General features: G+C 59.9%; 21 protein-coding genes, 1 tRNA gene, 1 other RNA gene and 1 pseudogene. 13 read left to right on the forward strand and 11 right to left on the reverse strand.

All coding sequences use genetic code 11. From position 1 onward, the window contains the following. Positions 1 to 35: 35 nt before the first annotated feature. Both NW833_RS00595 and prmA read right to left on the reverse strand, forming a co-directional pair. Complete coding sequence (locus tag NW833_RS00595) at positions 36 to 785, reverse strand: 16S rRNA (uracil(1498)-N(3))-methyltransferase (RefSeq protein WP_414393614.1); 750 nt, start codon at positions 783 to 785, stop codon at positions 36 to 38. Further along, a complete protein-coding gene (prmA, locus tag NW833_RS00600) occupies positions 758 to 1,645 on the reverse strand; it encodes a 50S ribosomal protein L11 methyltransferase (protein WP_414410518.1) in 888 nt (295 codons plus the stop codon). Before prmA ends, NW833_RS00595 begins: the two co-directional genes overlap by 28 nt. Positions 1,646 to 2,017: 372 nt before the next feature. On the opposite strand from prmA, the gene NW833_RS00605 reads away from it, so the two are divergent. Beyond that, complete coding sequence (locus NW833_RS00605) at positions 2,018 to 2,764, forward strand: hypothetical protein (protein ID WP_414411205.1); 747 nt, start codon at positions 2,018 to 2,020, stop codon at positions 2,762 to 2,764. Here NW833_RS00605 and NW833_RS00610 read toward each other — a convergent pair. Together NW833_RS00610 and NW833_RS00615 are read right to left on the reverse strand one after the other, a co-directional pair. After that, entirely contained in the window at positions 2,761 to 3,510 is a 750-nt protein-coding gene (locus tag NW833_RS00610) for a phycocyanobilin:ferredoxin oxidoreductase (RefSeq protein WP_414411206.1), read from the reverse strand. The genes NW833_RS00605 and NW833_RS00610 overlap by 4 nt on opposite strands. After that, a tRNA-Ser gene (locus NW833_RS00615) sits at positions 3,510 to 3,596 on the reverse strand. Before NW833_RS00615 ends, NW833_RS00610 begins: the two co-directional genes overlap by 1 nt. Before the next feature lie 102 nt (positions 3,597 to 3,698). Between NW833_RS00615 and panB the strand changes: the two genes are divergently transcribed. Beyond that, positions 3,699 to 4,517 (forward strand): 3-methyl-2-oxobutanoate hydroxymethyltransferase, encoded by an 819-nt coding sequence (panB, locus tag NW833_RS00620; RefSeq protein ID WP_414393617.1) that lies wholly within the window; start codon positions 3,699 to 3,701, stop codon positions 4,515 to 4,517. A 38-nt stretch (positions 4,518 to 4,555) separates the two neighbouring features. Continuing rightward, positions 4,556 to 4,816: a hypothetical protein gene (locus NW833_RS00625; RefSeq protein WP_414393619.1), complete on the forward strand. Its 261-nt coding sequence runs from the start codon at positions 4,556 to 4,558 to the stop codon at positions 4,814 to 4,816. A gap of 91 nt (positions 4,817 to 4,907) precedes the next feature. Here NW833_RS00625 and NW833_RS00630 read toward each other — a convergent pair whose 3' ends face one another. Further along, positions 4,908 to 5,774: an acyl-CoA desaturase gene (locus tag NW833_RS00630; protein ID WP_414393620.1), complete on the reverse strand. Its 867-nt coding sequence runs from the start codon at positions 5,772 to 5,774 to the stop codon at positions 4,908 to 4,910. A gap of 282 nt (positions 5,775 to 6,056) precedes the next feature. Between NW833_RS00630 and NW833_RS00635 the strand changes: the two genes are divergently transcribed. After that, a complete protein-coding gene (locus NW833_RS00635) occupies positions 6,057 to 6,725 on the forward strand; it encodes a TetR/AcrR family transcriptional regulator (RefSeq protein ID WP_414411207.1) in 669 nt (222 codons plus the stop codon). Between the two features lie 9 nt (positions 6,726 to 6,734). Here NW833_RS00635 and rnpB read toward each other — a convergent pair. Both rnpB and lipA read right to left on the reverse strand, forming a co-directional pair. Next, an RNA gene (gene rnpB / locus NW833_RS00640) (RNase P RNA component class A) lies at positions 6,735 to 7,183 on the reverse strand. 29 nt (positions 7,184 to 7,212) lie between these two features. Continuing rightward, positions 7,213 to 8,130: a lipoyl synthase gene (gene lipA / locus NW833_RS00645; protein ID WP_414393624.1), complete on the reverse strand. Its 918-nt coding sequence runs from the start codon at positions 8,128 to 8,130 to the stop codon at positions 7,213 to 7,215. A 299-nt stretch (positions 8,131 to 8,429) separates the two neighbouring features. Here lipA and tkt point away from each other — a divergent pair, with 299 nt between their 5' ends. The 3 genes from tkt to NW833_RS00660 all read left to right on the forward strand — a co-directional run bounded on the left by tkt (position 8,430) and on the right by NW833_RS00660 (position 12,168). Next, positions 8,430 to 10,430 (forward strand): transketolase, encoded by a 2,001-nt coding sequence (gene tkt / locus NW833_RS00650; RefSeq protein ID WP_414393626.1) that lies wholly within the window; start codon positions 8,430 to 8,432, stop codon positions 10,428 to 10,430. Positions 10,431 to 10,469: 39 nt separating this feature from the next. Beyond that, positions 10,470 to 10,955 (forward strand): hypothetical protein, encoded by a 486-nt coding sequence (locus NW833_RS00655; RefSeq protein WP_414411208.1) that lies wholly within the window; start codon positions 10,470 to 10,472, stop codon positions 10,953 to 10,955. A gap of 166 nt (positions 10,956 to 11,121) precedes the next feature. Beyond that, complete coding sequence (locus tag NW833_RS00660) at positions 11,122 to 12,168, forward strand: hypothetical protein (RefSeq protein ID WP_414411209.1); 1,047 nt, start codon at positions 11,122 to 11,124, stop codon at positions 12,166 to 12,168. 37 nt (positions 12,169 to 12,205) lie between these two features. On the opposite strand, the gene NW833_RS00665 is transcribed toward NW833_RS00660, so the two are convergent. Then, positions 12,206 to 12,460, reverse strand: a complete 255-nt coding sequence (locus NW833_RS00665) for a hypothetical protein (RefSeq protein WP_414405354.1) — start codon at positions 12,458 to 12,460, stop codon at positions 12,206 to 12,208. A gap of 108 nt (positions 12,461 to 12,568) precedes the next feature. On the opposite strand from NW833_RS00665, the pseudogene NW833_RS00670 reads away from it, so the two are divergent. Beyond that, positions 12,569 to 14,089, forward strand: a pseudogene (locus NW833_RS00670) (DNA gyrase/topoisomerase IV subunit A); the annotation flags it as partial. Positions 14,090 to 14,167: 78 nt separating this feature from the next. Here the strand turns inward: NW833_RS00670 and NW833_RS00675 are convergent. Together NW833_RS00675 and NW833_RS00680 are read right to left on the reverse strand one after the other, a co-directional pair. Further along, positions 14,168 to 14,731, reverse strand: a complete 564-nt coding sequence (locus NW833_RS00675) for a hypothetical protein (RefSeq protein ID WP_414393635.1) — start codon at positions 14,729 to 14,731, stop codon at positions 14,168 to 14,170. 107 nt (positions 14,732 to 14,838) lie between these two features. Next, positions 14,839 to 15,969, reverse strand: coding sequence for a peptidylprolyl isomerase (locus tag NW833_RS00680; protein ID WP_414411210.1), 1,131 nt, complete (start codon positions 15,967 to 15,969; stop codon positions 14,839 to 14,841). A gap of 330 nt (positions 15,970 to 16,299) precedes the next feature. Between NW833_RS00680 and NW833_RS00685 the strand changes: the two genes are divergently transcribed. Continuing rightward, positions 16,300 to 16,899, forward strand: a complete 600-nt coding sequence (locus NW833_RS00685; protein WP_414405352.1) for a hypothetical protein — start codon at positions 16,300 to 16,302, stop codon at positions 16,897 to 16,899. Positions 16,900 to 16,969: 70 nt separating this feature from the next. On the opposite strand, the gene tyrS is transcribed toward NW833_RS00685, so the two are convergent. Then, positions 16,970 to 18,226 (reverse strand): tyrosine--tRNA ligase, encoded by a 1,257-nt coding sequence (tyrS, locus tag NW833_RS00690; protein WP_414411250.1) that lies wholly within the window; start codon positions 18,224 to 18,226, stop codon positions 16,970 to 16,972. 140 nt (positions 18,227 to 18,366) lie between these two features. On the opposite strand from tyrS, the gene NW833_RS00695 reads away from it, so the two are divergent. The 4 genes from NW833_RS00695 to NW833_RS00710 all read left to right on the forward strand — a co-directional run bounded on the left by NW833_RS00695 (position 18,367) and on the right by NW833_RS00710 (position 23,750). Continuing rightward, positions 18,367 to 20,337: a transglycosylase domain-containing protein gene (locus tag NW833_RS00695; protein WP_414411211.1), complete on the forward strand. Its 1,971-nt coding sequence runs from the start codon at positions 18,367 to 18,369 to the stop codon at positions 20,335 to 20,337. Then, positions 20,334 to 20,648: a hypothetical protein gene (locus NW833_RS00700; RefSeq protein ID WP_414411212.1), complete on the forward strand. Its 315-nt coding sequence runs from the start codon at positions 20,334 to 20,336 to the stop codon at positions 20,646 to 20,648. Before NW833_RS00695 ends, NW833_RS00700 begins: the two co-directional genes overlap by 4 nt. A gap of 223 nt (positions 20,649 to 20,871) precedes the next feature. Next, complete coding sequence (locus tag NW833_RS00705) at positions 20,872 to 21,471, forward strand: superoxide dismutase (protein WP_414411213.1); 600 nt, start codon at positions 20,872 to 20,874, stop codon at positions 21,469 to 21,471. A 200-nt stretch (positions 21,472 to 21,671) separates the two neighbouring features. Beyond that, positions 21,672 to 23,750 carry a cation:proton antiporter gene (locus NW833_RS00710; RefSeq protein ID WP_414411214.1) on the forward strand — a complete coding sequence of 693 codons (2,079 nt, stop codon included), beginning with the start codon at positions 21,672 to 21,674 and terminating at the stop codon, positions 23,748 to 23,750. The last annotated feature ends 74 nt before the right edge of the window (positions 23,751 to 23,824 follow it).

Below are 23,824 nucleotides of genomic sequence, written 5' to 3' on the forward strand. Positions count from 1 at the left end.
TCGCCCTGCTGGCGGGGGGCAGAGCTAGCCTCGGCTCAAGGGCTCAAGCTAGCGTAGAAAGCGGCAACTTGGCTGGCAGCGGCCACCGCCGCGGTGGTGGATCGCAGGATCGTAGGGCCCAAAGAAACAGGCACTCCGCCGTGGGCTTCCGCTTGGCGGCGCTCCGTCTCTGTCCAGCCACCTTCTGGGCCAATAGCCAGCGCCACGACGGCACCCCTTAGAGGCGGCAGGACTTGCAGCAGCGGGGGGGCGTTTTGGCGGGCAACCGCTATGCCCCACCAGTTGGCCTTGAGCTCAGCCAGCCAGCGGCTCCAGGAAGTAGGCAGGTCAATTTGGGGCCAGTGCAGCCGCTCACACTGTTCTGTTGCCTCCCGCACAATTTTTTGCCAGCGTTCCTGCCGCCCCGATCCCGGCTCCACCACGGTGCGCTCCGTCAGCAGAGGGGTAATGCGCGCTACCCCCAGCTCGGTAACCTGGCGAAACACCTCGTCAAATCCCGGCCCCTTGACCACTGCTAAGCCCAGATGCAGGTAAACGGGCAATTCCCGCGGCGGGGCCTCTACCTCAGCCACAATTTGGCATTTCTGGGGCTGCCAATGGGCCAGCCACAGCTTGCCGGAGCCGTCCAAAACCAAAAAGGGATCCCCCCCCCGAAGGCGGTGCACCCGCTGCAGGTAGTGCCGCTGCGGGCTGGTTAAATAGATCCCACCGGTGGGGTCCCGCTGGGCCGGGTCGATAGCTAGGCGGGGCAGGGAACTTAGAGAGCGCGTGCGTTCAGACAGCACCACTCCCCCCGTCGCCAAAGGGCTGCAACCAACCACTCGTTGGCCTCCAACATCTCCGTAACCAACCTGGCCTGCTCGAGGAGAATGCCGCTGAGGATAAGCCAGCCCCCTTTCTTCACCACTAGGCCAAACCCCGGGATCATATCCAGGATCACGTCGGTCAGAATGTTGCACACCAGTCCATCCACCATCTCCGGAATGCGTTCCAGACTGCCCTGAGCCACCTCGATCCGGTCCGTAAGGCCATTGAGGTCGCGATTGTGGAGTGCTGCCTGCACCGCCAGCGGGTCAACATCCACAGCATAAACCCGCTTGGCCCCTAAGAGGGCTGCCGCCACCGACAGAATGCCCGAACCGCAGCCCACATCGGCTACCGTCACCCCCTCTGTACCCGCTCCTAGGCGCATCTCCAGGGCTTCCAGGCAAAGCTGGGTGGTCGGATGGGTGCCTGTGCCAAAGGCCATGCCCGGATCCAGCCGCAGCAGGAGACGGCCAGGGTGAGGGGGTGGATCCAGCCAGGCTGGACAGATGAGCAGCCTCTCTCCCACTGGCTCAGGCCGCCAGTGTTGCTTCCAACTGTTGCTCCAATCCTCTGCTTCCATTCGTTCCCAGTGCAGCTTGGGAAGGGGCTGGCCGGCCACGAGGGCATCTTGCCGCAGGCGCAGCGCCAGAGCCGCCAAGTCCAAAAGAGTGGCGCGGAAGCAGGGCAAATAGGCGTGAATGCTAATTTGGTCTTCGCCATAAGCCTGGCTGGCCATGCCCTGACAGCCAAAGCTCTCCAGCCGCCAGAAGATCTGGTCTTCCTGCACAGGGGAGGCGAGGATGTGGAGATCCCACCAGGCTCCACCCGGATCCGGCACCTGGGCAGAGGAACGCGAGGAGGGATCGGCAACAGTCCTGCTCACGGCGGGAGTTCTTGAACGGGAAAACAAAAAGGCTGCCAAAGGGATGCCGTTGGCTTGGCCAAACCAGTTCTTGTTCTAATTTAGGATCACCCGCTGCCCTGCAGCTCCCCCTGCTGGGGGGTTTTTGATGCCCTCCTTGATCCCGTGAGATAGAGTTTAATTGGACGCGCGCTTTGCCTCCCCTTAAAGCTCCGTGCGGGTGAGTGGAGTCGGGTTGTGCTTTGTCGAGCGGAAGGGGTGAGAGAGATGGCAGCTGAGCAGTCAGCAGAACAAGACACTCCACCCTCCCTCGAGATGGCTAGGGAAAGTGGGGCTGAGGCTCCCCCTTTGCCCAGGGTCGGCCCTGCCAAGAACTCGATCCCGCTGACCCGAACCGCTCTGATGCGGCGCTTCAACGAGAGTTTTCCACCTTTTTACAGCCAGTTTGTTAGCAGTGAGATCCAGGTGCAAAACTTGCGTCTGGCCTATGCCCTTTATCAAACCCGTAGGGCAGTGGTGCAGATGCAGGACGAGCGGGGCAAGACGGTGGTTTGTCTAGCCTATCGCAACCGGCCTTCTCTGCTCAGCGACCTATTTGGGGTGCTGACTGCCTTCAATCTTTCGCTGCACGGCATCCATCTCTACGGGCAGATCTACTCGCCCCACTTGGTATTTATCCGCCTCACGGTCTCCCGTGATGGCCACAGCCTTTCCTCTCAAGCCAAGCTCAACCTAGAGCGAGCCATTCACGAGTGTCTGGCCGGGGTGTTTCCTGTTCACGAAACCCTGGCGCTGGAGTTCGATCTCAAAGCCAGCCTGAAAGACGTACAGGTTTCTTTTTACTTTGACCCAGTGTTTCACCTGCCCACGCTGTTGGTGGATGTAGACAACCAACTGGGCGTGTTTTACCGGGTGATGAGGGCCCTGGCGCAGGAGGATTTAACCGTTGTTAACCTCAATTTGATGTTTCGCCGCAACCGAGCGCGCTTTATTTTCTACTTGCTAGGTCCCGACTCAACTCTAACCATGCCGGAATTCCTGAGGCAAAAATTGGCCCTGAACATCCAGAAGCGGCTGCAGGGGGATCCCGTCTAGATCTGCACAGGATTGGGAGGCGAATCGAAAAGGACGGTGCTCAGGTAACGCTCAGCCCAGGCGGCGCCAAAGGCTTTTTCCAAAACACGGCGGGTGCGGTCGTTCTGCTGTTGTTGGCTGCAGTAGCGCTGCTGCCCTTGGTAGTGGAGCAGGATCTGCTGGGGATCCGTCTGCGGGGAGATCTGTTGCGCCAGGTGGCAGTGAATCTCCAGGTAACGGCAAGCAAAGTGCAAAAAGCGCTCGGCCTCTGCTGCATCGCTAGGACGTATGAATAGGCAGTAGGGGGAAAAAATCGTGCCCCAAGGTGGCAACTGGCGCCGGTGTTGGAAAGGGGCTAAATGAGCTCCTACAGCTTCCAGCTCCCGGATGTAGGGATCCGGCAAAGTGGGAGTGACCGGTGAGAGATCGACGATGGCGGCGCTCACCTGGCCGCGACCAGCCACAATGTCACAGCCAAACAGGGGCAGCGGGTACTGCGGCTGTGGAAACATAACACAGTGGAGGATATCCAGGCTTTGGCCAGCCTGGGCCAGCTCCAGGTGCAGCTTGCGAAAGGGCCCCCCCTGGTAGCAGCGGTTTTCAATCTGCAGTTTCTCGCCCTCTAGGCGGCCCTCCACGTAGCCCAGATCCTCTGGCAGGTCGTAAGGGGCCAGGGCAAAGTGGGATCCCCATAGCTCTAAAATCGCCTCCGAGAGGCGCTGGATGAGGGGATGCAGTTGAGCCTGTAACGCAGGAGCCGTGAACACGGAAGGGGTGGGATTCGAACCCACGGTGACCTTGCGGCCACAACGCTTTTCGAGAGCGCCACAATCAACCACTCTGTCACCCTTCCAGTTTGCATAGCGCTTTACTATCTTAGCGGCAAACGGGCTATCCTGACCGGATCCTCGCCCCCAGAATGCGGAGGATGCGACTCGATGAGATCATAGGAAGTATGGCTGCCCTCTCCATTCACCACTTCCGCCAGGCTAAGCAGACCGGTCAACCGCTGGTGGCCCTCACAGCTGCCGACTACGTCACAGCCCAGATTTTGGATCAGGCTGGGATTGACCTAATCCTGGTGGGCGATAGCCTGGCTATGACCAGCCTGGGCCATAGCAGCACCCTGCCCTTGACCCTGGAGCAGATGATCCACCATGCCCAGGCGGTGCGCCGCGGCGTAGAACGGGCCTTTTTGGTAGCCGACTTGCCTTTCTTGAGCTACCAAGTCTGCAAAGAACAGGCCCTCTTCTCGGCAGGACGGCTGATGAAGGAGGCGGGGGTAAATGGAGTGAAGCTGGAAGGGGGCTACCCGGCCATGGTTGAGACGGTGGCCTTTCTGGTGCAGCGAGGGATCCCCGTTCTAGGCCACATCGGCCTCACGCCCCAGGCCAAACACCAGCTGGGGGGCTACCGCCAGCAAGGGAAAACGCCGGAAGAGGCGGAGCGGCTGCGCCAGGAAGCTTTAAACCTAGAGCAAGCCGGGGCTTTTGCTCTAGTTCTAGAACACATGCCGGCGGACTTAGCTGCCCAAATTACCCAGCAACTCCGGATTCCAACCTTGGGAATTGGGGCTGGCCCAGGCTGTGATGGCCAGATCCTCGTCACCCATGACCTCCTAGGCCTAAGCGAGCGGATCCCACCTTTCGCTAAGGCCTACGCCAACTTAAGACAGGTAATCCGGGAAGCAGTGGAAGCTTTTGCTGAGGATGTTCGCCAGAAAGTATTTCCCCCCTCTTATCCCTGTGGCCAGACTGTGTTATCCAACAAATAAGGAAGCAGAGCTAAGCAAAGACCCCGTAAGGTAACCCTGTGATTCCGGCTGGACTGAAACGCTACGCCGTTCGCTACCCTTCTATGCCCCTGATGGTTTATCGGGAGCTAGCTGCCCACTTGGCTTGTGTTCCCGGGGTAGAAACACAGCTGGAATGGAAAAAAGATCCCAGCTTTAACTACTCCGCTAGCCAAATTGAGGCGCTGCACATTTACCAAGCGCCAGAGGCTGACATAGAGCAAATTCAGCGTATCCTTGACCACTATGGGCCATGGCAGTATAGCCCTCTAGAGGGCTAGTTTCCTCTGCTTGCCGAACAGGGATCTCAGAAAAGGATCCCTGGCCTACTTTTAGCTGGAAAAGTTCTTGGGGCAGGAGTGCCTCGGAGGGTTACTGGCTTTGAGCTGGTAGGTGCAACTTACGGGCCAAGCCTAGCTGCGCCAGCACCCAAATGACCCAGTAGGTCATGTCAATTTCCCACCAACGCAAGCCTGCTTTTACACACTTTGGATCAGCGTGGTGGTTATTATGCCAGCCTTCGCCGTAGGTCAAAAGGGCAGCCCACCAAAGGTTGCGGGCATTGTCGTTGCTCTCGAAAGTTCGATAGCCCCAAAAGTGACTGGCCGAATTGATCAGCCAGGTGCAGTGCAGCAGCAGCACCGTCCGTACAAAAATGCCGTAGATAACGAACGACCAACCTCCCCACAGATAGAGCACGGCAGCTAGCGGCAGTTGCAGCAGCAACCCATATTTGTCCAGCCAGCGGTAAAAGGGATCCCGAGCCAAGTCAGGCGCAAAGGCAAAATACTTCTCAGGGTTGAAAAATTCTTCTCGCTGGTAGATTAGCCAAAGCATGTGGCTCCACCAAAAGCCTTTGCGGGCCGAGTAGGGATCCTTTTCCTCATCCTCAGTAAATGCGTGATGCTGGCGATGGCCACCTACCCAAAAGATTGGCCCTCCTTGAAGAGCCAGAGTACCGAGCGTAGCAAAGACGTATTCCAGCCACTTAGGCACTTGAAAGCTGCGATGGCTGAGAAGGCGGTGATACCCCAGGCAAATCCCCAAGCTGCCAAAACACCAGTGGAAAAATAGGGCCACTCCCAAGGCAGGCCAAGAGAAGAAAAGAATGCCGCCCACCAAAGCAATGGCGTGGAGAACTAGGAAAAAAAGAGCGAATTCCCAAGCAAAGCGGAAAGACTTTTGGGATGCGGAGCCGTCGGAGTTGCCCAAGGACTTGGGGGAAAGAGAGATTGCCATGAACTAGATAAGCCTCAAGGTAGAGAAGTAAAGTGGCGCAGAGTCCAATCGCTCCCTGCACGGTTGCCGCCCCCAGCACTAGGAAACGCAGTGTGCCTTCCCCACCCTTGCCAGGGCAAGTTTCAGCAAGGTAGGCGGACAGCAGCAAGAGGGCAACAGAGCAGACGATGTCATCTGGCCTGAGGTTAAGCTTAACGATATTTCACCCCAAGTGCAAGCGATACTTGCAGATTGCTTCTCGTCTTCAGGATCCTCTCTTGGCTCCTTACCCCATCCCCTACCATGGCACGTCCTTCTTCCCGGCAAAGGCTGCTAAAGGCAGCTCGAGAGCTATTCGTCCGACAGGGCATTGCCCAGACTACCACCCGCCAAATTGCAGACTTGGCGGGGGTTCACGAAGTAACCCTGTTTCGCCACTTTGGCAGCAAGCAGGGACTCCTCCTAGCCGTATTCGGTGAGCTGGGAGTTTTCTCCGGGATTGCCGACTTACCCCTGCCGGCGGCTCCTGCCACCTTCCAGAGCTCTGAGCTGCAAGCCATTCTCCTGCGCTATGTCCAAACCTGCTTCCAGGCTCTAGCCAATAACCCTGAGCTGGTGCGCTCATTGGTGGGAGAAGCAGGCTGCTACTCCGAGGAGCATCGCCGCGCCTTGAGAGCGGGCTTCCTGCAGGCCCAAGAGCAGCTAGCCGGCTACCTGCAGCAGATCCCCAGCCCCGAACTCCAGGCAATTGACCCGGAGCGCCTTCACGCAGCTGCTGGGGTTCTCCACCTGATGATTCTGGGGACAGCTGTGTTGGCCGTTACCGCTGGCTTGCCTGCCGACGACGGTAACCAGCCCTCCTCTAATCCAGGGGACAAAGGCACTTCTGAAAATGACATCAGCGCCGCCTCTCTTCTCGATATCTGTGTAAAGCTGTGGATGGCGGCCTTGAGGGGGATGAAGGAAACCTAAAAAAAGAGAAGAGATGAGGAGGTTGTAAGCCGGGTTCTGTAGTGGGGTACTCCGAAGAGCAGCCCCCACTGGCGGCCATCTCTCTGGGAGTGATGTTGCCATCACCCTCTAGCGGCTCACCACCACCGAGGCCACCCTTCCCCAACCACTTGGCTGAGTACCGTGACCTCGGTGCAGCCGACAGGGGCGAAGAACAGCCATAGTCCTGCGGCTGCGGCCTTGCTTTCCACCGGGGTTTACCGAGCCAGCGCCTCACGACGCTGCTGGTGGGCTCTTACCCCACCTTTGCACCCTTACCTGTGCTGGACTCCCAGCCATCGGCGGTATGTTTCTGTGGCACTATCCTCGCGGTTTCCCGCACTGGGCTTTCCCCAGCGGTGTGTTCTTCTGAAAGCCCGGACTTTCCTCATCCTGCTGTCTAGTGGCGACAGCGAGGACGCGGCCGCCTGCCCCTCCTATCTCTTCATTTCAATCCTACCGCATCCCCCTAGCGTAGAAAATCCCTCCCTGGGCCTACAGTTCCTTGTCGGGGAAAGCGCTGCATCAGCTCTTGGACAGCCTCGGCATGGTAGGAGCTGCGGGTAAGCGGGGAGGACACCACCTGCAAAAAGCCCAGCTCTTCCCCCACCCGTCGCCAGTGGTCAAACTCCTCTGGGGGCACGTAGCGCTCCACCGGCAGGTGCTTGGGGCTGGGCGCCAGGTATTGGCCAAGAGTGAGGATGTCGCAGCCTACCCGGCGGAGATCCTGCATCACCTGCAAAATCTCTGCCGCAGTTTCTCCTAGCCCCAGCATTACCCCCGACTTGGTGTAAAGGCCAGGATCCCACTGCCGCGCCAATTCCAGCAGCTTAAGGGAGCGCTCGTAGTTCCCCTGGGGACGAACCCGCCGGTAGAGGCGGGGCACGGTTTCGGTGTTGTGGTTAAGCACCGTGGGGCGGGCAGCGAGAATCTGCTCCAAGGCCTGCCAGTTGCCGCACAAGTCCGGGATCAAGACCTCGATGGTTGTCTGGGGCATGCGGCGGCGGATTTCGGTAATGCAGGCAACAAACTGGCTGGCTCCCCCATCGGGGAGATCGTCCCGGTTGACGGAGGTAATCACGGCATGACGCAACCCTAGCCGTTGCACAGCCTCTGCCACTCGCAGCGGCTCGGTGGGATCCAAAGGCAAAGGGCGCTTGGTGAAGTCGATATCGCAGTAGGGGCAGGCGCGGGTGCAGGCTGGGCCCATGATTAAGAAGGTGGCGGTGCCGTTGGCAAAGCACTCTCCTAGGTTGGGACAAGAGGCCTCTTCGCAGACGGTGTTCAGACCTAAGTCCCGCAGCAGCTGTTTGACGGAGCCTACCCGCTGAGGTGCCTTGGCCCGCAGCCAGGCTGGTTTGCCACTAGGGGAAGCAACGGCACTCAAAGAAAACCCTCCAACTAGCCACCAACGGCAACTCGTGTATCTCTTAGCTTATCCGCCTTGAGGGCAGGGCAAAAGCCCGCAAGCACTTTGATTACCAACTTGTACTAGACTAGGGTTGGCCGATACGAAGCCAAGGGCTTCGTCCTGCTACGCGGTTGCCAAGGCGGTGCAGCTTGCTGAGGGGGCCAAAGCGGGGGCAGGTAGCGCCTTTGCAAACCTTTTCATAGGTATTCCCTGCTTTGGTTGGCGGGAGTACCAAGGCATACTGGAAAGCGAGTGTCGAGCGATAGGGATCCCACATGGTTGTTGCTGCTCCTCCCTCTCTGGAACAACTTGCCATCAACACCATTCGTTTTTTGGCGGTGGATGCTGTTCAGAAGGCCAACTCCGGCCACCCTGGCCTGCCGATGGGGGCAGCACCCATGGCCTATGTGCTTTGGCAGCAGTTTCTGAAGTTCAACCCCCGCAACCCCAAGTGGGTGGATCGGGATCGCTTTGTCCTCTCGGCAGGCCACGGCTGCATGCTGCTGTATGCTCTGCTACATCTGACCGGCTTTGACGTCAGTCTTGAAGATCTCAAGCAGTTTCGCCAGTGGGGATCCAAAACCCCCGGCCACCCGGAAAACTTTGAAACCCCTGGCGTGGAGGTGACCACGGGCCCTCTGGGGCAGGGGGTGGCCAATGCAGTAGGGCTGGCCATTGCTGAAGCTCACCTTGCGGCCCGCTTTAACAAGCCTGGCCACACGATTGTTGACCACTACACCTACGTGATCCTGGGCGACGGCTGCAACATGGAGGGGGTGGCCTCGGAAGCGGCCTCTTTAGCTGGCCACCTCAAACTGGGCAAGCTGATCATGCTCTACGACAGCAACCACATCTCCATCGATGGCAGGACGGAAATTACCTTTACCGAAGATGTGGGCAAACGCTACGAGGCCTACGGCTGGCATGTGCAAAAAGTGGAGGACGGCAACCACGATCTGAAGGGGATTGCCGACGCTATCCAGAAAGCCAAAGAAGTTACCGACAAGCCTTCCCTGATCATTGTCGAGACCACCATTGGCTACGGCTCCCCCAACAAAGCTGGCACTGAGAGCGTCCACGGAGCACCGCTGGGGCCAGAGGAGGTGAAGCTCACCAAGCAAAACCTGGGCTGGCCGCTGGAGCCTGAGTTTTACATTCCCGACGAAGTGCTGGCCCACTTTCGCCAAGCCATTGAAAGAGGGGCCAGGGCCGAGGCCGAGTGGAACGAGCGCTTTGCCGCCTACGAGAAGGCCTACCCAGAAGAGGCTGCTGAGTTTAAACGGATCATGGCGGGCGAGCTGCCTGTGGGCTGGAAAGAAGCCCTAGCGCCAATTGCCGAAATCGGCAGGGAGTCCACCCGCAATCTCTCAGGTCTTTGCCTTAACGCCTTGGCCAAGGCGGTACCTGAGCTGCTGGGCGGATCTGCCGATCTGGCCCACTCCAACATGACTTACCTAAAGGGGATCCCAGAATTTCAGGCCGGCTCCTACCACGGGCGCAACTTCCGCTTTGGAGTCCGGGAACACGCTATGGGAGCTATCGCCAACGGCATGGCCCTGCACGGCGGCCTTATCCCCTACGACGCCACCTTCTTGGTTTTCAGCGACTACATGCGGCCGGCCATTCGCTTGTCGGCCCTCTCGCGGGCGCGGGTGCTCCATGTGATGACCCACGACTCCATTGCCCTGGGAGAGGACGGCCCCACCCACCAGCCTATTGAGACACTGGCCTCCCTGCGGGCTATCCCCAACCTCTACGTCATCCGCCCTGCTGATGCTCGCGAGACGGTAGGAGCCTACCAAGTAGCCCTCGAGTCCAAGTCCACCCCCTCGGTGCTGGTGTTTACCCGGCAGGCGGTCAATCCCGTGGAAGGTACCTCTGTGGAGGGAGTGGCCAAGGGAGCCTACGTGGTGGTGGATGCCCCCAACCCGGAGCTAATCTTGATTGCCACCGGCTCAGAGCTGGAGCTGGCGGTGAAGGCTGCTGCCCAACTGAAGCAGGAAGGCCGGGCGGTGCGCGTGGTCTCCATGCCCTGCATGGAGCTATTTGAGGCCCAGCCTCAGAGTTACCGGGACTCTGTCTTACCTCCCAACGTTACTAAGCGCATCTCCATCGAGGCGGGCTCCACCTTTGGCTGGCACAAGTACCTGGGTTTTGAGGGGGTAGCCATTGGCATTGACCGCTTCGGCGCTTCTGCCCCTGGCCCCGTGTGTATGGAGAAGTTTGGCTTCACGGTGGAGAATGTGCTCAATACTGCCCGTCGTCTCCTAGGCTAACCCTTGATACGCCCAGCAGGGATCCCTAGCCTGTAGCGTATGAGCGCCTCAAAGCTAGGCAAAAGCAAGGGTGGGAGGGTAGCAGCTCTATTGGCTGGCGGGATCAGTGGAATGCTGCTCCAGGGATCCCCCTGGGTTGCCGCTCAGCCTGCCCTCCAAACGGTGCCGCTGCCGCGCCTGCCAGTGGGTGTGGATCAAGCGGTCTTTGACCGGCCAGTGGCTCGCTTCAACCCCACCCCACCTGTTGAGGTGGTAGTCCGCAACCGCACTGGCCTGCCTTTGGAGTACGGCTTTACCGATCCGCGCCAGGGTATCTCGGAACTGCAGCCGGGAGAAACGCTACGCTTGAGCAACCTGACCCTCCCCAACTGCCTGGCCATCAACACACCCATGTTGGGGCCGGTGGGCTACCAGGTGAGTGTGGATGCCGCGAATGTAATCACCGTGGAGGTGCGCCTAGTCAACGACGTTTCGGGCGATCACTGCCTAGACCTGCAAGAGACAGGCGCCATCTTTGTCAATTGATGTCAGTGCGAATCCCTTCACCTCCTCTCCGCAACTGGGTTGCAAAGACACCGCATCTTGACAGAGGTTGCCAGCTGGAACAGGATGCAGAGAGGAGGCTGGGATCCAGCTTCTGGCTAGGCAGGGGTAAAGCTGCCCCAACTCAACTTTTCCTTTGGACGGTCTCATGAGCAATCAGTGGTGTCCCCGGTTTCGCAGGGTTCTGGTGGCTGGCGCGGCGATTGTGGGGTTGGCGGGCTTGCCAGCAAAGGCCCAGCAAGTTACGAATCCCAGCCCAGCTCAGGCGGCCACCGATGTTGAGCCTACCTCTCCAATCTCGGCTTCTTTTCGCAGCCAAAATGGGGTCAGCGTACGCCCGGAAACGGTGAGGGTTTTCCTGAATGGCAGAGAGGTTACCTCGGAAGCAGTGATCACGCGCGATTTCTTTACCTACCGTCCCCCTCAGCCCCTGCCGTCAGGGCGTCACGAAGTCTTGCTGGAGTTCACCAACACCCAGGGAGTGACCCGCCGCGTCACCTGGAGCTTTACGGTGGGCAGCCCTGTCCGTGCCTCCATTGATCTAGTAGATCACAACGCCGGCCATCGCCCCCTGTCAGCAGGCGAGATCTTGCTGGTAACCGTTAAAGGCACTCCCTCTAGCCGAGTAACCGTTTACCTCATTCAGGATGGACGGCAGGTGCAAACTCTACAGGCCCGGGAAGTTTCCAGCGGCACTTACGTGGTCAACGTCCTCGTCGAACCGAAAGATGCTACTCGCGAAGGGATCGTCATTGCGCGTTTGGAAAACAACGGCCAGGTGCGCTTTATGACTGCAGAACAGCCAGCTCGCTTGATCGAGGGGGCTGGCGGCGGTATCCAGCGTCTTGCCGCCCAAGAAGTTTCCGCAACTACCACTGTCCCCAGCCTGGTGCCCCAGATTACTAACTTGCGGGACGGGGATCGGGTTGCCGGCCCTTCCTTTACGCTGCAAGGCACCACGGCTCCCAATGCTTCGGTGCGGGTAACAGTAACGGCCTCAACTTCAGTGGGGGGCATTCTCAGCGCTCAGCAGACGGTGATGAACCAAACTGTCCAGGCCGATGGGCAGGGCCGTTTTACCATCACCGTCCGACCCCCCATTCCGGCCGCCGGCACGGTGTATCAGGTCAACCTCACGGCTACTTCTGGTAGCCAAACTAGCCCGACAGTAACCCTGCGCCTTACCCAGCAGTAGCGATCCGGCCTATCGTTTGTCTCCGCTAGGGGGAAGGTCAGTCCAGGTCTTTAAGCCCTGCCGTTGGTGGCGAGCCCTGAAGGTCTTGGGTAAGGGTTGGGGAGAGGGAAGAGCGCTGTTGCCAGCGCCACAGAAGGGCGGCCATAACCACAGCAGGGGAAGCAATCATGGTGACCATTACCGGCAGAGTCTTCGGCAAGGCCAGGTAGGGGCCACCGTATTTGATGGCGGCGCTAATAGCAGCAGCAGCTACCATCAATTTTAGGGCCGACCCAAGGGTCTTGGGCTGCATAGCTCTGCCACTCCCTTGCCATCTGGACGCCAGCTCTCACAGGCTAGGCTAGCATTCCCTGCAGGGCACTTTCTGGAGACGAAACAGCGCTAGAGGCTCCGCTGGGTCATGACTCGGCAACTACCGGGATCCCGTCCAGGGCGGGTGATTGCAACCGATTTGCGGGAGGAGATGCAGCGCTCCTACCTAGAATACGCCATGAGCGTGATCGTGGGGCGGGCCTTGCCAGATGTGCGGGATGGCCTCAAGCCAGTCCATCGCCGTATCCTCTACGCCATGCACGAGCTGGGCCTAATGCCGGATCGCCCCTACCGCAAATGCGCTCGGGTGGTGGGGGAGGTGCTGGGGAAATACCACCCGCACGGGGATCAGGCAGTTTATGACGCGCTGGTGCGCATGGCCCAAGACTTTTCCAGCCGCTATCCCCTGGTGGCGGGACACGGCAACTTCGGTTCGGTGGACAACGACCCGCCGGCAGCCATGCGCTACACAGAGTGCCGACTGTCGACCCTGAGCCACAGAGTGCTTCTGGAGCAGCTCTCGGAAGAGGTCGTCGATTTTGCCCCCAATTTCGACGGATCCCACATCGAGCCGACTGTTTTGCCAGCCCGCCTGCCCATCTTGCTCCTCAACGGCGCTTCCGGGATTGCCGTAGGCATGGCCACCAGTATTCCGCCCCACAACTTGGGAGAAGTGGTGGACGGCCTGCTGGCTCTGATTGACCGTCCCAACCTCAGCGCCGAGGAGCTGTTGCGCTGGATCCCGGGGCCGGACTTTCCCACCGGCGGCCAGATTGTCGACAGCCAAGGGATCCGCGAAGCCTATCTCAGCGGGCGTGGCTCCATCACCCTGCGGGGAGTGGCCCACTTTGAGGAGGCTCAGCCGGGCAAAGGACGCCACCGGCGGCCCGCCCTAGTCATCACCGAGTTTCCCTACCAGGTGAACAAAGCCGCCTGGATTGAGAAAGTGGCAGAGCTGGTTGCCCAGGGTCGTCTCAGCGGCATTGCCGACTTGCGGGATGAGTCGGATCGCAAAGGCATTCGCGTGGTGGTGGAGCTTAAGCGGGAGGCCAACCCCCAGGAGGTTTTGCAGCAGCTCTATGAGCTGACCCCTTTGCAGAGCAACTTTGGGGTAATCCTGCTGGCCTTGGTGGATGGCAAGCCGCAGCAGCTTAACCTGAAGCAAATCTTGCAGCATTTTTTACAGTTTCGCGAAGCCACCCTCAACCGCCTGTTCCGCGCCGAACTGCAGCAGCTACAGCGCAAGGTAGAAGAAGTGGCGGGGATGGTGCTGGCCCTGGCCAATCTGCAGGGGGTGATCGACCTGCTGCAGCAAGCATCCGATGGCGCCACCGCCAAAGCCCAACTGCAGGCCCGCTTGGGTTGTACCCCTCAGCAGGCGGAGACCATCTTAGCCATGCCTCTGCGCCGCCTGACGGCCTTGGAACGGGAACGCTTGCAGCAAGAGCAGTCCCAGCTACAGGCCCGCATCGAAGAATTGCAGGGGCTACTCAGCGACCGCCGCAAGCTTTTGAGCTATTTGAAGAAAGAGCTGCGCCACCTGAAGAAAACCTTCGGCGATCCCCGGCGAACCCAGATTCTTTCCAAGGCTGAGCTGGAGGCAGAACAAGCGTAGCACTGGTAGTCAGGGGGGAACGGCTTAGGGAGTTGCACCTGCTCTGTCCGCTCTAGCCGTTGCAGAAGGGCGCTAGGCCAAAGAGGTTTTGTCGGCGGCGGGATCGACCTCTGGCGCTTCAGGATGGCGGGCAGATTTGGGAAGGGAGCCACCTGACTGGAGAACTAAGCAGCGCACGGTCTGGTGCAGTTCCTCCAGCAAGATGTTGAGGGCAGAGCGAAAGTCGCGATGGTCGTCCCGCATGTGTTCCAGAATGGCGCGGATGACTTCCTTACAATCCTTGAGAATGTGCTGCTGCTGGGCAATGATCTGCACCAGCTCACTGTGTTCTTTGAGCAGATCCCGCAGGCAGGTGCGCAGATCGTCTACCTGGCTTTGCCAGAAGGCCTGTCCCTCCCGCAGCTCCATGACGCTAGCGCGCAGGTCAACGATGGCGTCGCGCAGAGCTTGGCTTTGGCGGCACTCGGCCTCCAGTTGGCGCTGCAGCTTCTCTTGCTGTTGGCGCAACTCGGCATTGGCCTGCAAGTTGGCTTCAGCGGCTCTAAGCAGTTGCTCAAGGCGGGCCTCGACAAGAGCCCAGCGCTCCTGCCCTAGCGAGGATTGACCCCGACGGACTTGCCTGCTGAAGTACCTCACAGTCGCTTCCCCCTGTCTCCTAGGCAAGGGCATCCTGCAAGCTGTGGCTTGCCAGCCCTACCGATCATACTGCCTCTTGGGGATTCCCCTCGCTTGCGGAAACGGCTTTAGGCATTTTTGAGGTTTTCTTTGCCCGAGATGATGCGGGCGCTTAGAATGCGATCCCCCAGCTTAATTTTGCGCAGCACCTCGGTGCCTTCAGTAACATACCCAAACACAGCGTAGCGGCCATCCATGAGGTTGAGGCCGGCGGGGGTGAGATCCGGCTCGGCCATGAAGATGAAGAACTGAGAAGAGGCGCTGTTGGGATCCTCTAGATAGCGAGCCATAGCCACTGTTCCCTCGGCAGAAAAAGGCAAAGCCGGCTCCACATCCCAGAGGCCCAGTTGCTCAAAAGTCTGGCCGTAGCGGGGCATTAATTCACCTTTGGCGCGAATCTCCAGAGGAATGGTGCGAACTTTGCCCGTGGCCGGATCCACATAGCCGTCGGCAGGGCCAGGAGGATCCCCGGCTTGCACAAGGAAGAATTTCTCCACTCGATCAAAGGTCAGGCCATCGTAGAAGCCCCGCTGCACCAAGTCAGCGAAGTTGCCGGCAGTGATTGGAGCACTATAGCCATCGAGGGTGATCACCATACGCCCAGCGGTGGTGTTCAGCTCCACTTCTGCTCGGCCCAGGAGCTGGGGCCTGTCGGCATACTCCTGCGGGATCTCGTAGGGGAAAGCCCCCACCCACTTGCTCTCCAGGGATCCCAGTTTGTCCACCAGACGGTCGTAGGCGGCGCGAGCCTCTTCTTTGCCCTTGGGTTTGCGCTCCGTGGCCTGGCTGATGGTTTGCAACTCCTGCCGCAGAGCGGCAATTTCTTCAGAGGCGGCAGCAGCTTGCTCAGGGGGCAACTCCGCCAGCAGGGGATCCGTGTAGCGGTCCAGAAGCCGCTCCACCTGGCGCACATCTCCCCGCACGGCCGACCAGCGGTTGTACTTCAGGTCCGCCTCGATTTTGGTGATGGCTTCATCGATTTCCCAAATCCGACTGTCCTGGATGGGCAGGGCCCGCCGCAAGAGAGTACGCGGATCGGTAATGGCATCCCCTTGGGGCAGCGCCAGCGCCGGGATCCCACCCAGCCAAACCGCCCAAAGCAATACAGCGGCCAAAACCAGCCGGAGCGATTTCCTCCCCCCCTCCCACCGCTCGGCCCTGCCGCCAACTGGGGATCCCTGCTGAGCACGCTGTGTCATGTCTTCACCCATTGCCAATGCTGCTTTTGCTCTCAGCCTGGCATTCTACCCTCGCCGGCGGCAAGCGCTGCGTGGTCAGAGCCCTTGCCTCGTAGCGGCAGCGGCGGAAGTAGGCTCAGCTGACTCTAGCTCGACCAGCCGCTTGGATCCTGATAGGGGGGCTGAAGTCTGTCTTGTGCGAAGGCGGCTCCGACTTTGCCAATGATGGAGAGCTTGATCTCCGGCTGATTGTCAAATGAGGCCAGCGCTTTCTTCCATGGCCTATAGTGCATAACAGCTTGTCAATTCAGGTGAAGGGATCCCGTCATTGGACAAGAGGACGGCTAGAGCATGGCGGCAAAGCAACTGAAGTTCTACTGGAGCCCTCAATTCCAGCTCTTTAGCTGCGACGGCGCCAAACTAGAGGGACATGGCTTTATTCAAACCAACCCTTCCCACGACCTGGTGCACCTATTTATTGCCGCCAACGGCAACATGCCCTGGCAGCCGGTGGAAAGCCGCGAGCAAACCTGCTTTGCCGAGTACAACGCCGTGCTGCTGGAGCACCTGTTGGTCAACTGCTTCAACGCAGCAGTGCTGGAATCCATGGCCCCTGAGCAAATTGTTCCAGAGGCCCGCAAGTTTTTGAAGTGGTTTGTCTCCGAGCACTATGCGCCTTTTCCGGTCTCAGAAGAAGAGGCTTTTCGCCGCTTTGCCGAGGCTTTGGATATCGATTGCATCGTGCGGCTATTTCCCTACTTCTACAGTTTGCGGGCTTGGGAATGCTTCAGCCCCATCTACCGCAGCGAGGTTTATGATTTGGAGTTTACTTCCGAAGATGACCCGGTCAGGGAAGCGCCAGAATGGGCAGCAGATCCCAATATTTTGCAAGCCCAAGAGCTGGTAAGACAAAAGCTCACTGAGGCATTGGCCGAGGCCAGATCAAGCTGATCCAGGCCAGAGTCGGTTTTCTCAACAACTCTCCCGACTTCACCACCCTTCAAAAAACCTGGCCTTGGCTTCAAGACTGCCCGTGCTCGGTGAGGGAATTACCCACCACCAGCCGCCGGAAAGCCTTTTTGCCCACCTGCAAAACCCGCCCCGCTAGCTCCGAAGCGTTGGCAAACTCCAGGTTGGGATCCTCCACCTTTTGACCATCTAGCCGCACGGCGCCCCCTTGAATCTGCCGACGGGCCTCGGCGGCACTCTTGCACAGGCCGGACTCGCGCAGGATGTAGCTGAGCTTAACCGGATAGGACAAGCCCTCGACAGCAAAGGTGGGGATGGAGGCGGTCTCGACAAGTTCACCTTGCAACACCAGGGCTTGGGCGGTGCGCTGGGCCTCTTCTGCCACCTCAGGGGAGTGAAACTGAGCCACTAGGGTTTTGGCTAGGAGAATCTGGCGCTGACGGGGATCCGCCGGCAGCTCCGAAAGAGGCACTGAGGTGAGCAACTCGAAGTAGCGCTGCACCAGGTGATCCGGCACCTTCTCCAGCTTGGAGTACATGGTGAGGGGATCCTCGGTCAAGCCCACGTAGTTGTTCTTGGACTTGGACATCTTCTGGTAGCCATCCAAGCCCTCCAAAAGAGGCACCGTTAGGCAAAACTGCGGGGTTTGCCCTTTCCAAAGCTGTAGCTCCCGGCCAACTAGGAGGTTAAAGCGCTGGTCGGTTCCCCCCAACTCCACGTCCGCCTCCAGTGCCACCGAGTCGTAGCCTTGCAGGAGAGGGTAGAGAAATTCGTGTAGGTAGATGGGCGTTCCTGAGCGGTAGCGCTGGGCAAAGTCTTCTTTGGCCAACATCTGCCCCACTGTCATTTGGGCTTGGAGCTCAATGAGCTCGCTAAGGGTGAGGCGGGCTAGCCACTCGCTGTTGCGGCGCACCTCCAGCCGGCCAGGGGTCTCAAAGTCCAGGATCTTGGCAGCCTGCTCCAGATAGGTGCGGGCGTTTTCTTCCACTTCTTCTGGGGTCAGGCGGGGACGGGCCTCCGATTGGCCGGTGGGATCCCCGACCAGGGCCGTAAAGTCACCGATGAGCAAAATAGCCACATGGCCGGCATCCTGGAACTGGCGCAACTTGCGCAAGACCACCGCATGGCCCAGGTGCAGATCCGGCCGCGTGGGATCGATGCCCAGCTTGACCCGCAAGGGGCGATCGGTTTTGGCTAGGCGCTCTGCCAGAGCTGCCGCTCCCCCTGGAAAGATCTCGGCTACCCCCCGCTGGGTGATCTCGGCAATGCGGGGATCCTCTAGAGCGGAAGAGATAGGAGTTGGCTCCATCTCTGCACTGAGAGGCAACATGAGCCATTTTATTCCCTTGCCTAGAGGCGGCGAGGATCCCCTGCCGGCCCAGGAAGCGCCGCCCTATAATGGGGCAAACTTGGGGTTCTCCGCAACGCTGAAGTGACGGAGTTCTTGACGTGACCTACAGTCCCAGACCCTCGAGAGCTCCGCGGCACTCTTCCAGCCGCCCCTTTCCCCACCTGGACTACGACGAGTATACCGCTGACATCCCGCCCACCCGCTTCTCCTGGCTTGCTCAGGTTGCTGGCACGGTGGGCAACCTGTTGCTGGGATCCCTGCTTTTGGGCTCTACGGCAACGGCTGCTGGCTTGTTGGGGTTGGCCATTAGCTTCCGCAACCTGCCCGATGTGCGTCAATTGCGGAACTACGTGCCGGTGGCCACCACCCACATTGTCGATATCCACGGCGAGCCCATTGCTAGCCTCCACGGGGAAGCCAACCGGGAGGTAATCTCCCTCGAAGAAGTCTCCCCGGAGATGAAGAAAGCGCTGCTGGCTATTGAAGACAGCCATTTCTACACCCACCCCGGCATCAACCCGGTCAGCTTGGGCCGGGCACTCTTGGGCAGCGTCGAGGGGGGATGGGGCTCGGCGGGGGGTGGATCCACCCTGACGATGCAGTTGGTGAAAAACCTTTTTCTAAAGCCGGAGCGCACCCTCAGCCGCAAGGTGGCCGAGATCGTGCTAGCGGTGCGGCTGGAGCAGGTCTTCACCAAAGACGAGATCCTAGAGATGTACCTCAACCAGGTGTACTGGGGGCACAATCTCTACGGCATTCAGGCGGCAGCCCGCAGCTACTTCAACAAAGATGCGGCGGAGCTCAACTTGGCGGAAGCAGCAATGCTGGCCGGGATCCTGCCGGCGCCAGAAATCTTCAGCCCCTTTCGCAACCTGGAGGCAGCCAAGCGGCGCCAACGGCTGGTGCTGGATCGCCTGGTGCAGCTCAAGTGGATTACCCCAGAAGAGGCCCAGGCAGCGCGAGAGCAGAAGCTGACTTTTGGCCGCATCACCTCTTTCCAAAGCAACGCGCCGGCGGTTACCGACGCCATTGAGGCAGAGCTGCGGCGCCGCTTTGGCGAGCAGGCCATCCTCCAGGGAGGGCTGCGGGTTCAGGCCACTATCGACCTGCGGCTGCAGCGCATTGCCCAGCGCATCGTCAACGAAGACGGGCCTCGCCTTACCGCCACTCGCCGGGCTGATCAGATGGCTCTGGCGGCGGTGGATCCCCGCACAGGCTACGTCAAGGCCCTTGTGGGCGGCATCAACGCTCGGCGGGGCCAATTTAACCGCGCCACTCAAGCCTTTCGCCAGACTGGCTCCACCTTCAAGCCCTACGTGTACTATGCGGCCCTGGCTAGCGGCCGCTACACACCCTACAGCATCCTCTACGACACCCCCGTCACCTATCCCGGCTCTCCTCCCTACAGGCCGAAAAACTATGACAACACCTTTTACGGCCCCCTCACCTTTGCCCGCGCCTTGGAGCTCTCCCGCAACGTGCCCACCGTCAAGCTGGCAGAGGAAGTCGGGATCCACAACGTCATTGCTGCAGCCAAGGCCACCGGCCTCAGCGCCGAGATGCCCCCCAACTTAACCACTGCCCTGGGGTCGGCCAGCGCCAGCCCCCTAGAGATGGCAGCCAGCTATGCTGTGTTTGCCAACGGCGGCTACTGGGTGGAGCCGACGCTCCTAGCCCAGGTGGTGGGTCGCGACGGCCAAGTTCTCTTCGAGGCCAAACCCCAGCCGCGGCAGGTTTTGGATCCCTGGGCGGTGGCCACCCTCAACCAGATCCTCAAAGGGGTGGTAACCCAGGGCACCGGGACGGCAGCCCGTCTGGACGATGGGCGACCGGTGGCTGGCAAAACGGGCACCACCTCGGATTTCCGCGACGCTTGGTTCATCGGCTATGTGCCGCAACTGTCCACTGCCATCTGGATTGGCAACGACGACAACTCTCCCATGCTCCCGGGTACGGCAGGAGGCGCTTTTGTCGCTCCCACCTGGAAGCGCTTTATGACAGAGGCCCTGCAAGGGATCCCGCCCCAGGATTTCCCCAGCCCCGATTACTTTCCCCCTCCCCAACCATGAGCGATAGCGAGGAGCGGTTGGCGCGCATTGAGCGCACTGTCGAGGCCAACGCCCAGGCCATCGCCCAACTGGCCCGGCAAAACCAAGAGCTGCTACAAACCATTGCCGGCACCGAGGAGCGCATTGCCAAGGCTGAGGAACGGATTGCCAAAGCAGAGGAGCGCATTGCCTGTGCCGAAGAACGCCTGGAGGCGGAAGTCAAACGCTGGGACGAGCGCTTTTTCCAGCTCAGCCGCGACACCCTCAACTTCACCCGCAATGGGGTTACCATTGCCGCCATCACCGCGGCTTTGATGTTGTCCCCCTGCTGATCGAGCTGCTGGGGCAGGGATCCCGCTGGTTTGGGCTTTCAGGCCAAGGCAAACAGGGCGCTGGGGCACCAGATCCCCACCGCCATGACTGGGGGATCCAGAGCGTAGTGGTTCTGAGTTACACTAAGACTGCAAAGAAAGGTAACGCCTTTGTCTGGTTTAGGCTTGCCTTCCCGGCGTCCTTTCTTGCATCTTTCGCACAAGACCCAGAGGACAGACGACTATGGCCTTTGAACTCCCACCTCTGCCCTACCCTGCCGACGCGCTTCAGCCCTACATGTCGGCAGAAACCTTCTCCTACCACCACGGCAAGCACCATGCGGCCTATGTGGCCAACCTAAACAAGCTGATCGAAGGCACCGAGCTGGCCAACAAGTCCCTGGAAGAAATCATCAAGGCCACGTTTGGGGATCCTGACAAAGTGAGCATCTTCAACAATGCTGCCCAGGTTTGGAACCACACCTTTTTCTGGGAATCCATGAAGCCAGGCGGGGGCGGCGCGCCGACAGGGCCCATTGCCGACAAGATCAACGCTGATCTAGGCGGCTACGACAAGTTTGTGGAGGCTTTCAAAACGGCGGCGGCCACCCAGTTTGGCAGCGGCTGGGCCTGGCTGGTGCTGGACAACGGCACCCTGAAAGTGACCAAAACCCCCAACGCGGAAAACCCGCTGGTCCACGGCCAAGTTCCCCTGCTAACACTGGATGTGTGGGAGCATGCCTACTACCTGGACTACCAGAACCGGCGGCCTGACTACATCACCGCCTACCTGGAGCACCTGGTGAACTGGGATGCTGCCAACGCTCGGCTGGCGGCAGCCTGAGTGTATCTGTTCTGGGATCCCTGGACAGGGGATCCCCTTGAAGACTAGCTCCGCCTCTGCCAGCTAGGCAGACCTCTTTTGATGGGATTCGAGGGATCCTCGGCAACTGGGGATCCCTTTGCCCTTTTTGCAAGGCACCTCGAACCTGGAAGAATCTGATAGACTCAGGCGGGCATCTGGTTGCTGTCCTTTGGGTATCTATGCTGGCTAGCTGGCTGCAAATTTCAGGGATCCCTCTAGCCGTAGTCGGCCCGGTGAAAAACCCGGTGCTGGTATTCCTCATCATCCTGACGATCATGCTGGTGGCCCCGCTGCTATTTGAGCGACTGCGCCTGCCGGGGATCATCGGCCTGATCTTGTCCGGGTTGGTGGTGGGGCCCTACGGCTTGGGGATCCTGCAGCGGGACGAGACCATCGTCTTGTTGGGCACGGTGGGGCTGTTGTTTCTCATGTTCATGGCCGGGCTGGAGACCAGCCTGGAGGATTTAAAGCTCAACGCCGGCAAGGCCAGCATCTTCGGGGCGTTTACCTTCCTGTTGCCCATGCTCATCGGCACAGCAGCCATGCTGGCCATTGGGTATGACTTCCTGGCGGCGGTGCTGGTGGCCTCCTGCTTTGCCTCTCATACCCTGATTGGGCTGCCCATTGTCTCCAAGCTGGGGTTGATGCGCCTGCAAACGGTAACGGCTACCTTGGGGGCCACCCTCATCTCCAATGTCCTGGCTTTGTTGGTGCTGGCGGTGGTGGTGCGCGCCTACCAAGGGGAGCTGACGCCGCAATTTTGGCTGACGTTGATCCCTTCAATCGTCCTTTATACCTTCGCCACCCTGTGGGGGGTGCCCCGGCTGGGCCGTTGGTTCTTTCAACGCTTTGGTCACGACGAGGGAGCAGAGTTTACTTTCGTGATCGCCACTTTGTTTGTGGTGGCCTACGGAGCGGGGTTGATCGGCATTGAGCCGGTGGTGGGAGCCTTTCTGGCCGGGACGGCCATTACCCCCATCATCCCGCCTCTCAGCCCCCTGATGAACCGGATCCAGTTTATCGGCAACACCCTGTTTGTGCCTTTTTTCTTGATCTCGGTGGGGATGCTGATCAATCCCGGCATTCTCTTGGGAGAGCCGCGCTCGCTGCTGGTAGGAGGGGTGATGATCGCAGCGGAGGTGGTGAGCAAGTTTCTGGCCGCTTGGATCCCGGCCCAACTGTTTGGCTGGCGCTTTGCCAGCACGATGATCATGTTCGGTTTGTCGATGGCTCAGGCGGCGACTACTCTGGCGGCCATCACGGTGGCTTTTCAGGTGGAGTTGGTGGATGAGCTGACGGTGAACGGCACCATTGCCATGATCCTGGTGACCTGTGTTGCCTCGCCTTGGATTGTGGCCCGCTGGGGGCAGCAGCTCCAGCCTAGGGAGGTGGCATCAGAAGCCAGCGACTTGCCTAGGCCAGCCTGGGGATCCCGCGTCCTGGTGCCGGTAGTCAACCCCGAGACTGAGAGCAACCTGCTGCGGTTGGCTCTGATTCTGGCCAAAAAAGATGGGGGAACACTGCTGCCGCTGCATGTTTTGTCTGACCGTGCTGGGATCTCGCCAGCAGCCCTGGCCCGGCAAGAGCAGTTGTTGTCCTTTGCCGAGTCCCTAGCCCACAGCGCTGCAGCGCGGGTGGAAGCCATTCGCCGGGTGGATGACTCGGTGGAAAAGGGAATCGTCCGCTCGGCCCTGGAGCGGCAGGCGACCTTGGTGATCCTGGGCTGGAAGGGCTACTCCACCTACGCGGAAAACTTCTTCGGCAGCACCATTGACGCCGTGGTGCGGCAGGTGGAGATCCCGGTGCTAATCGCGCGCTTCCCTGTTCCGCTCGAGACGACGCGGCGCATCCTTTTGGCAGCCCCAGAGTTGGAAGTGTCTCCTGGATCCCTGCAGCAGACGATTGGGCTGGCGCAGACGCTGGCTGGGGAGTTGAAAGCGGCGCTGCAGCTTCTCTTAGTGCAAACCCGACCGCTGCGGGAGCGCTCTCCGGGCCCGGGGGCGGCAAGCTATGCCCATCTGCCGGTACAGCGGGTGCAGGGGGGGTTGGTGGCCGAGGTGCTCAAAGCCCTGCAGCCGGGGGATATGTTGGTGGGAGTGCTCAGCGAAGCCCGCAGCCGCTTTCGCCTAAGCCGCGAGCCGGAGATCATCGCCCGCCATCGTCCCGACCTCCCCATGATCGTGGTGCATCTGCCTGCTGCCCACCCGCCGCGTTTGCAGGAGAGTGTTCTGGCGGCAGGAGACTCCACTTGGTACTAGGGCTAGTGAGACTGGCTCAAACGGCAGCCCGCTTCCCCTGCTAGACTGAGAAATCGCGATCAACACCCACCCTC

Origin of the sequence: Synechococcus sp. O70.1 (assembly GCF_047462215.1) — a bacterium.
Lineage (GTDB): Bacteria > Cyanobacteriota > Cyanobacteriia > Thermostichales > Thermostichaceae > Thermostichus.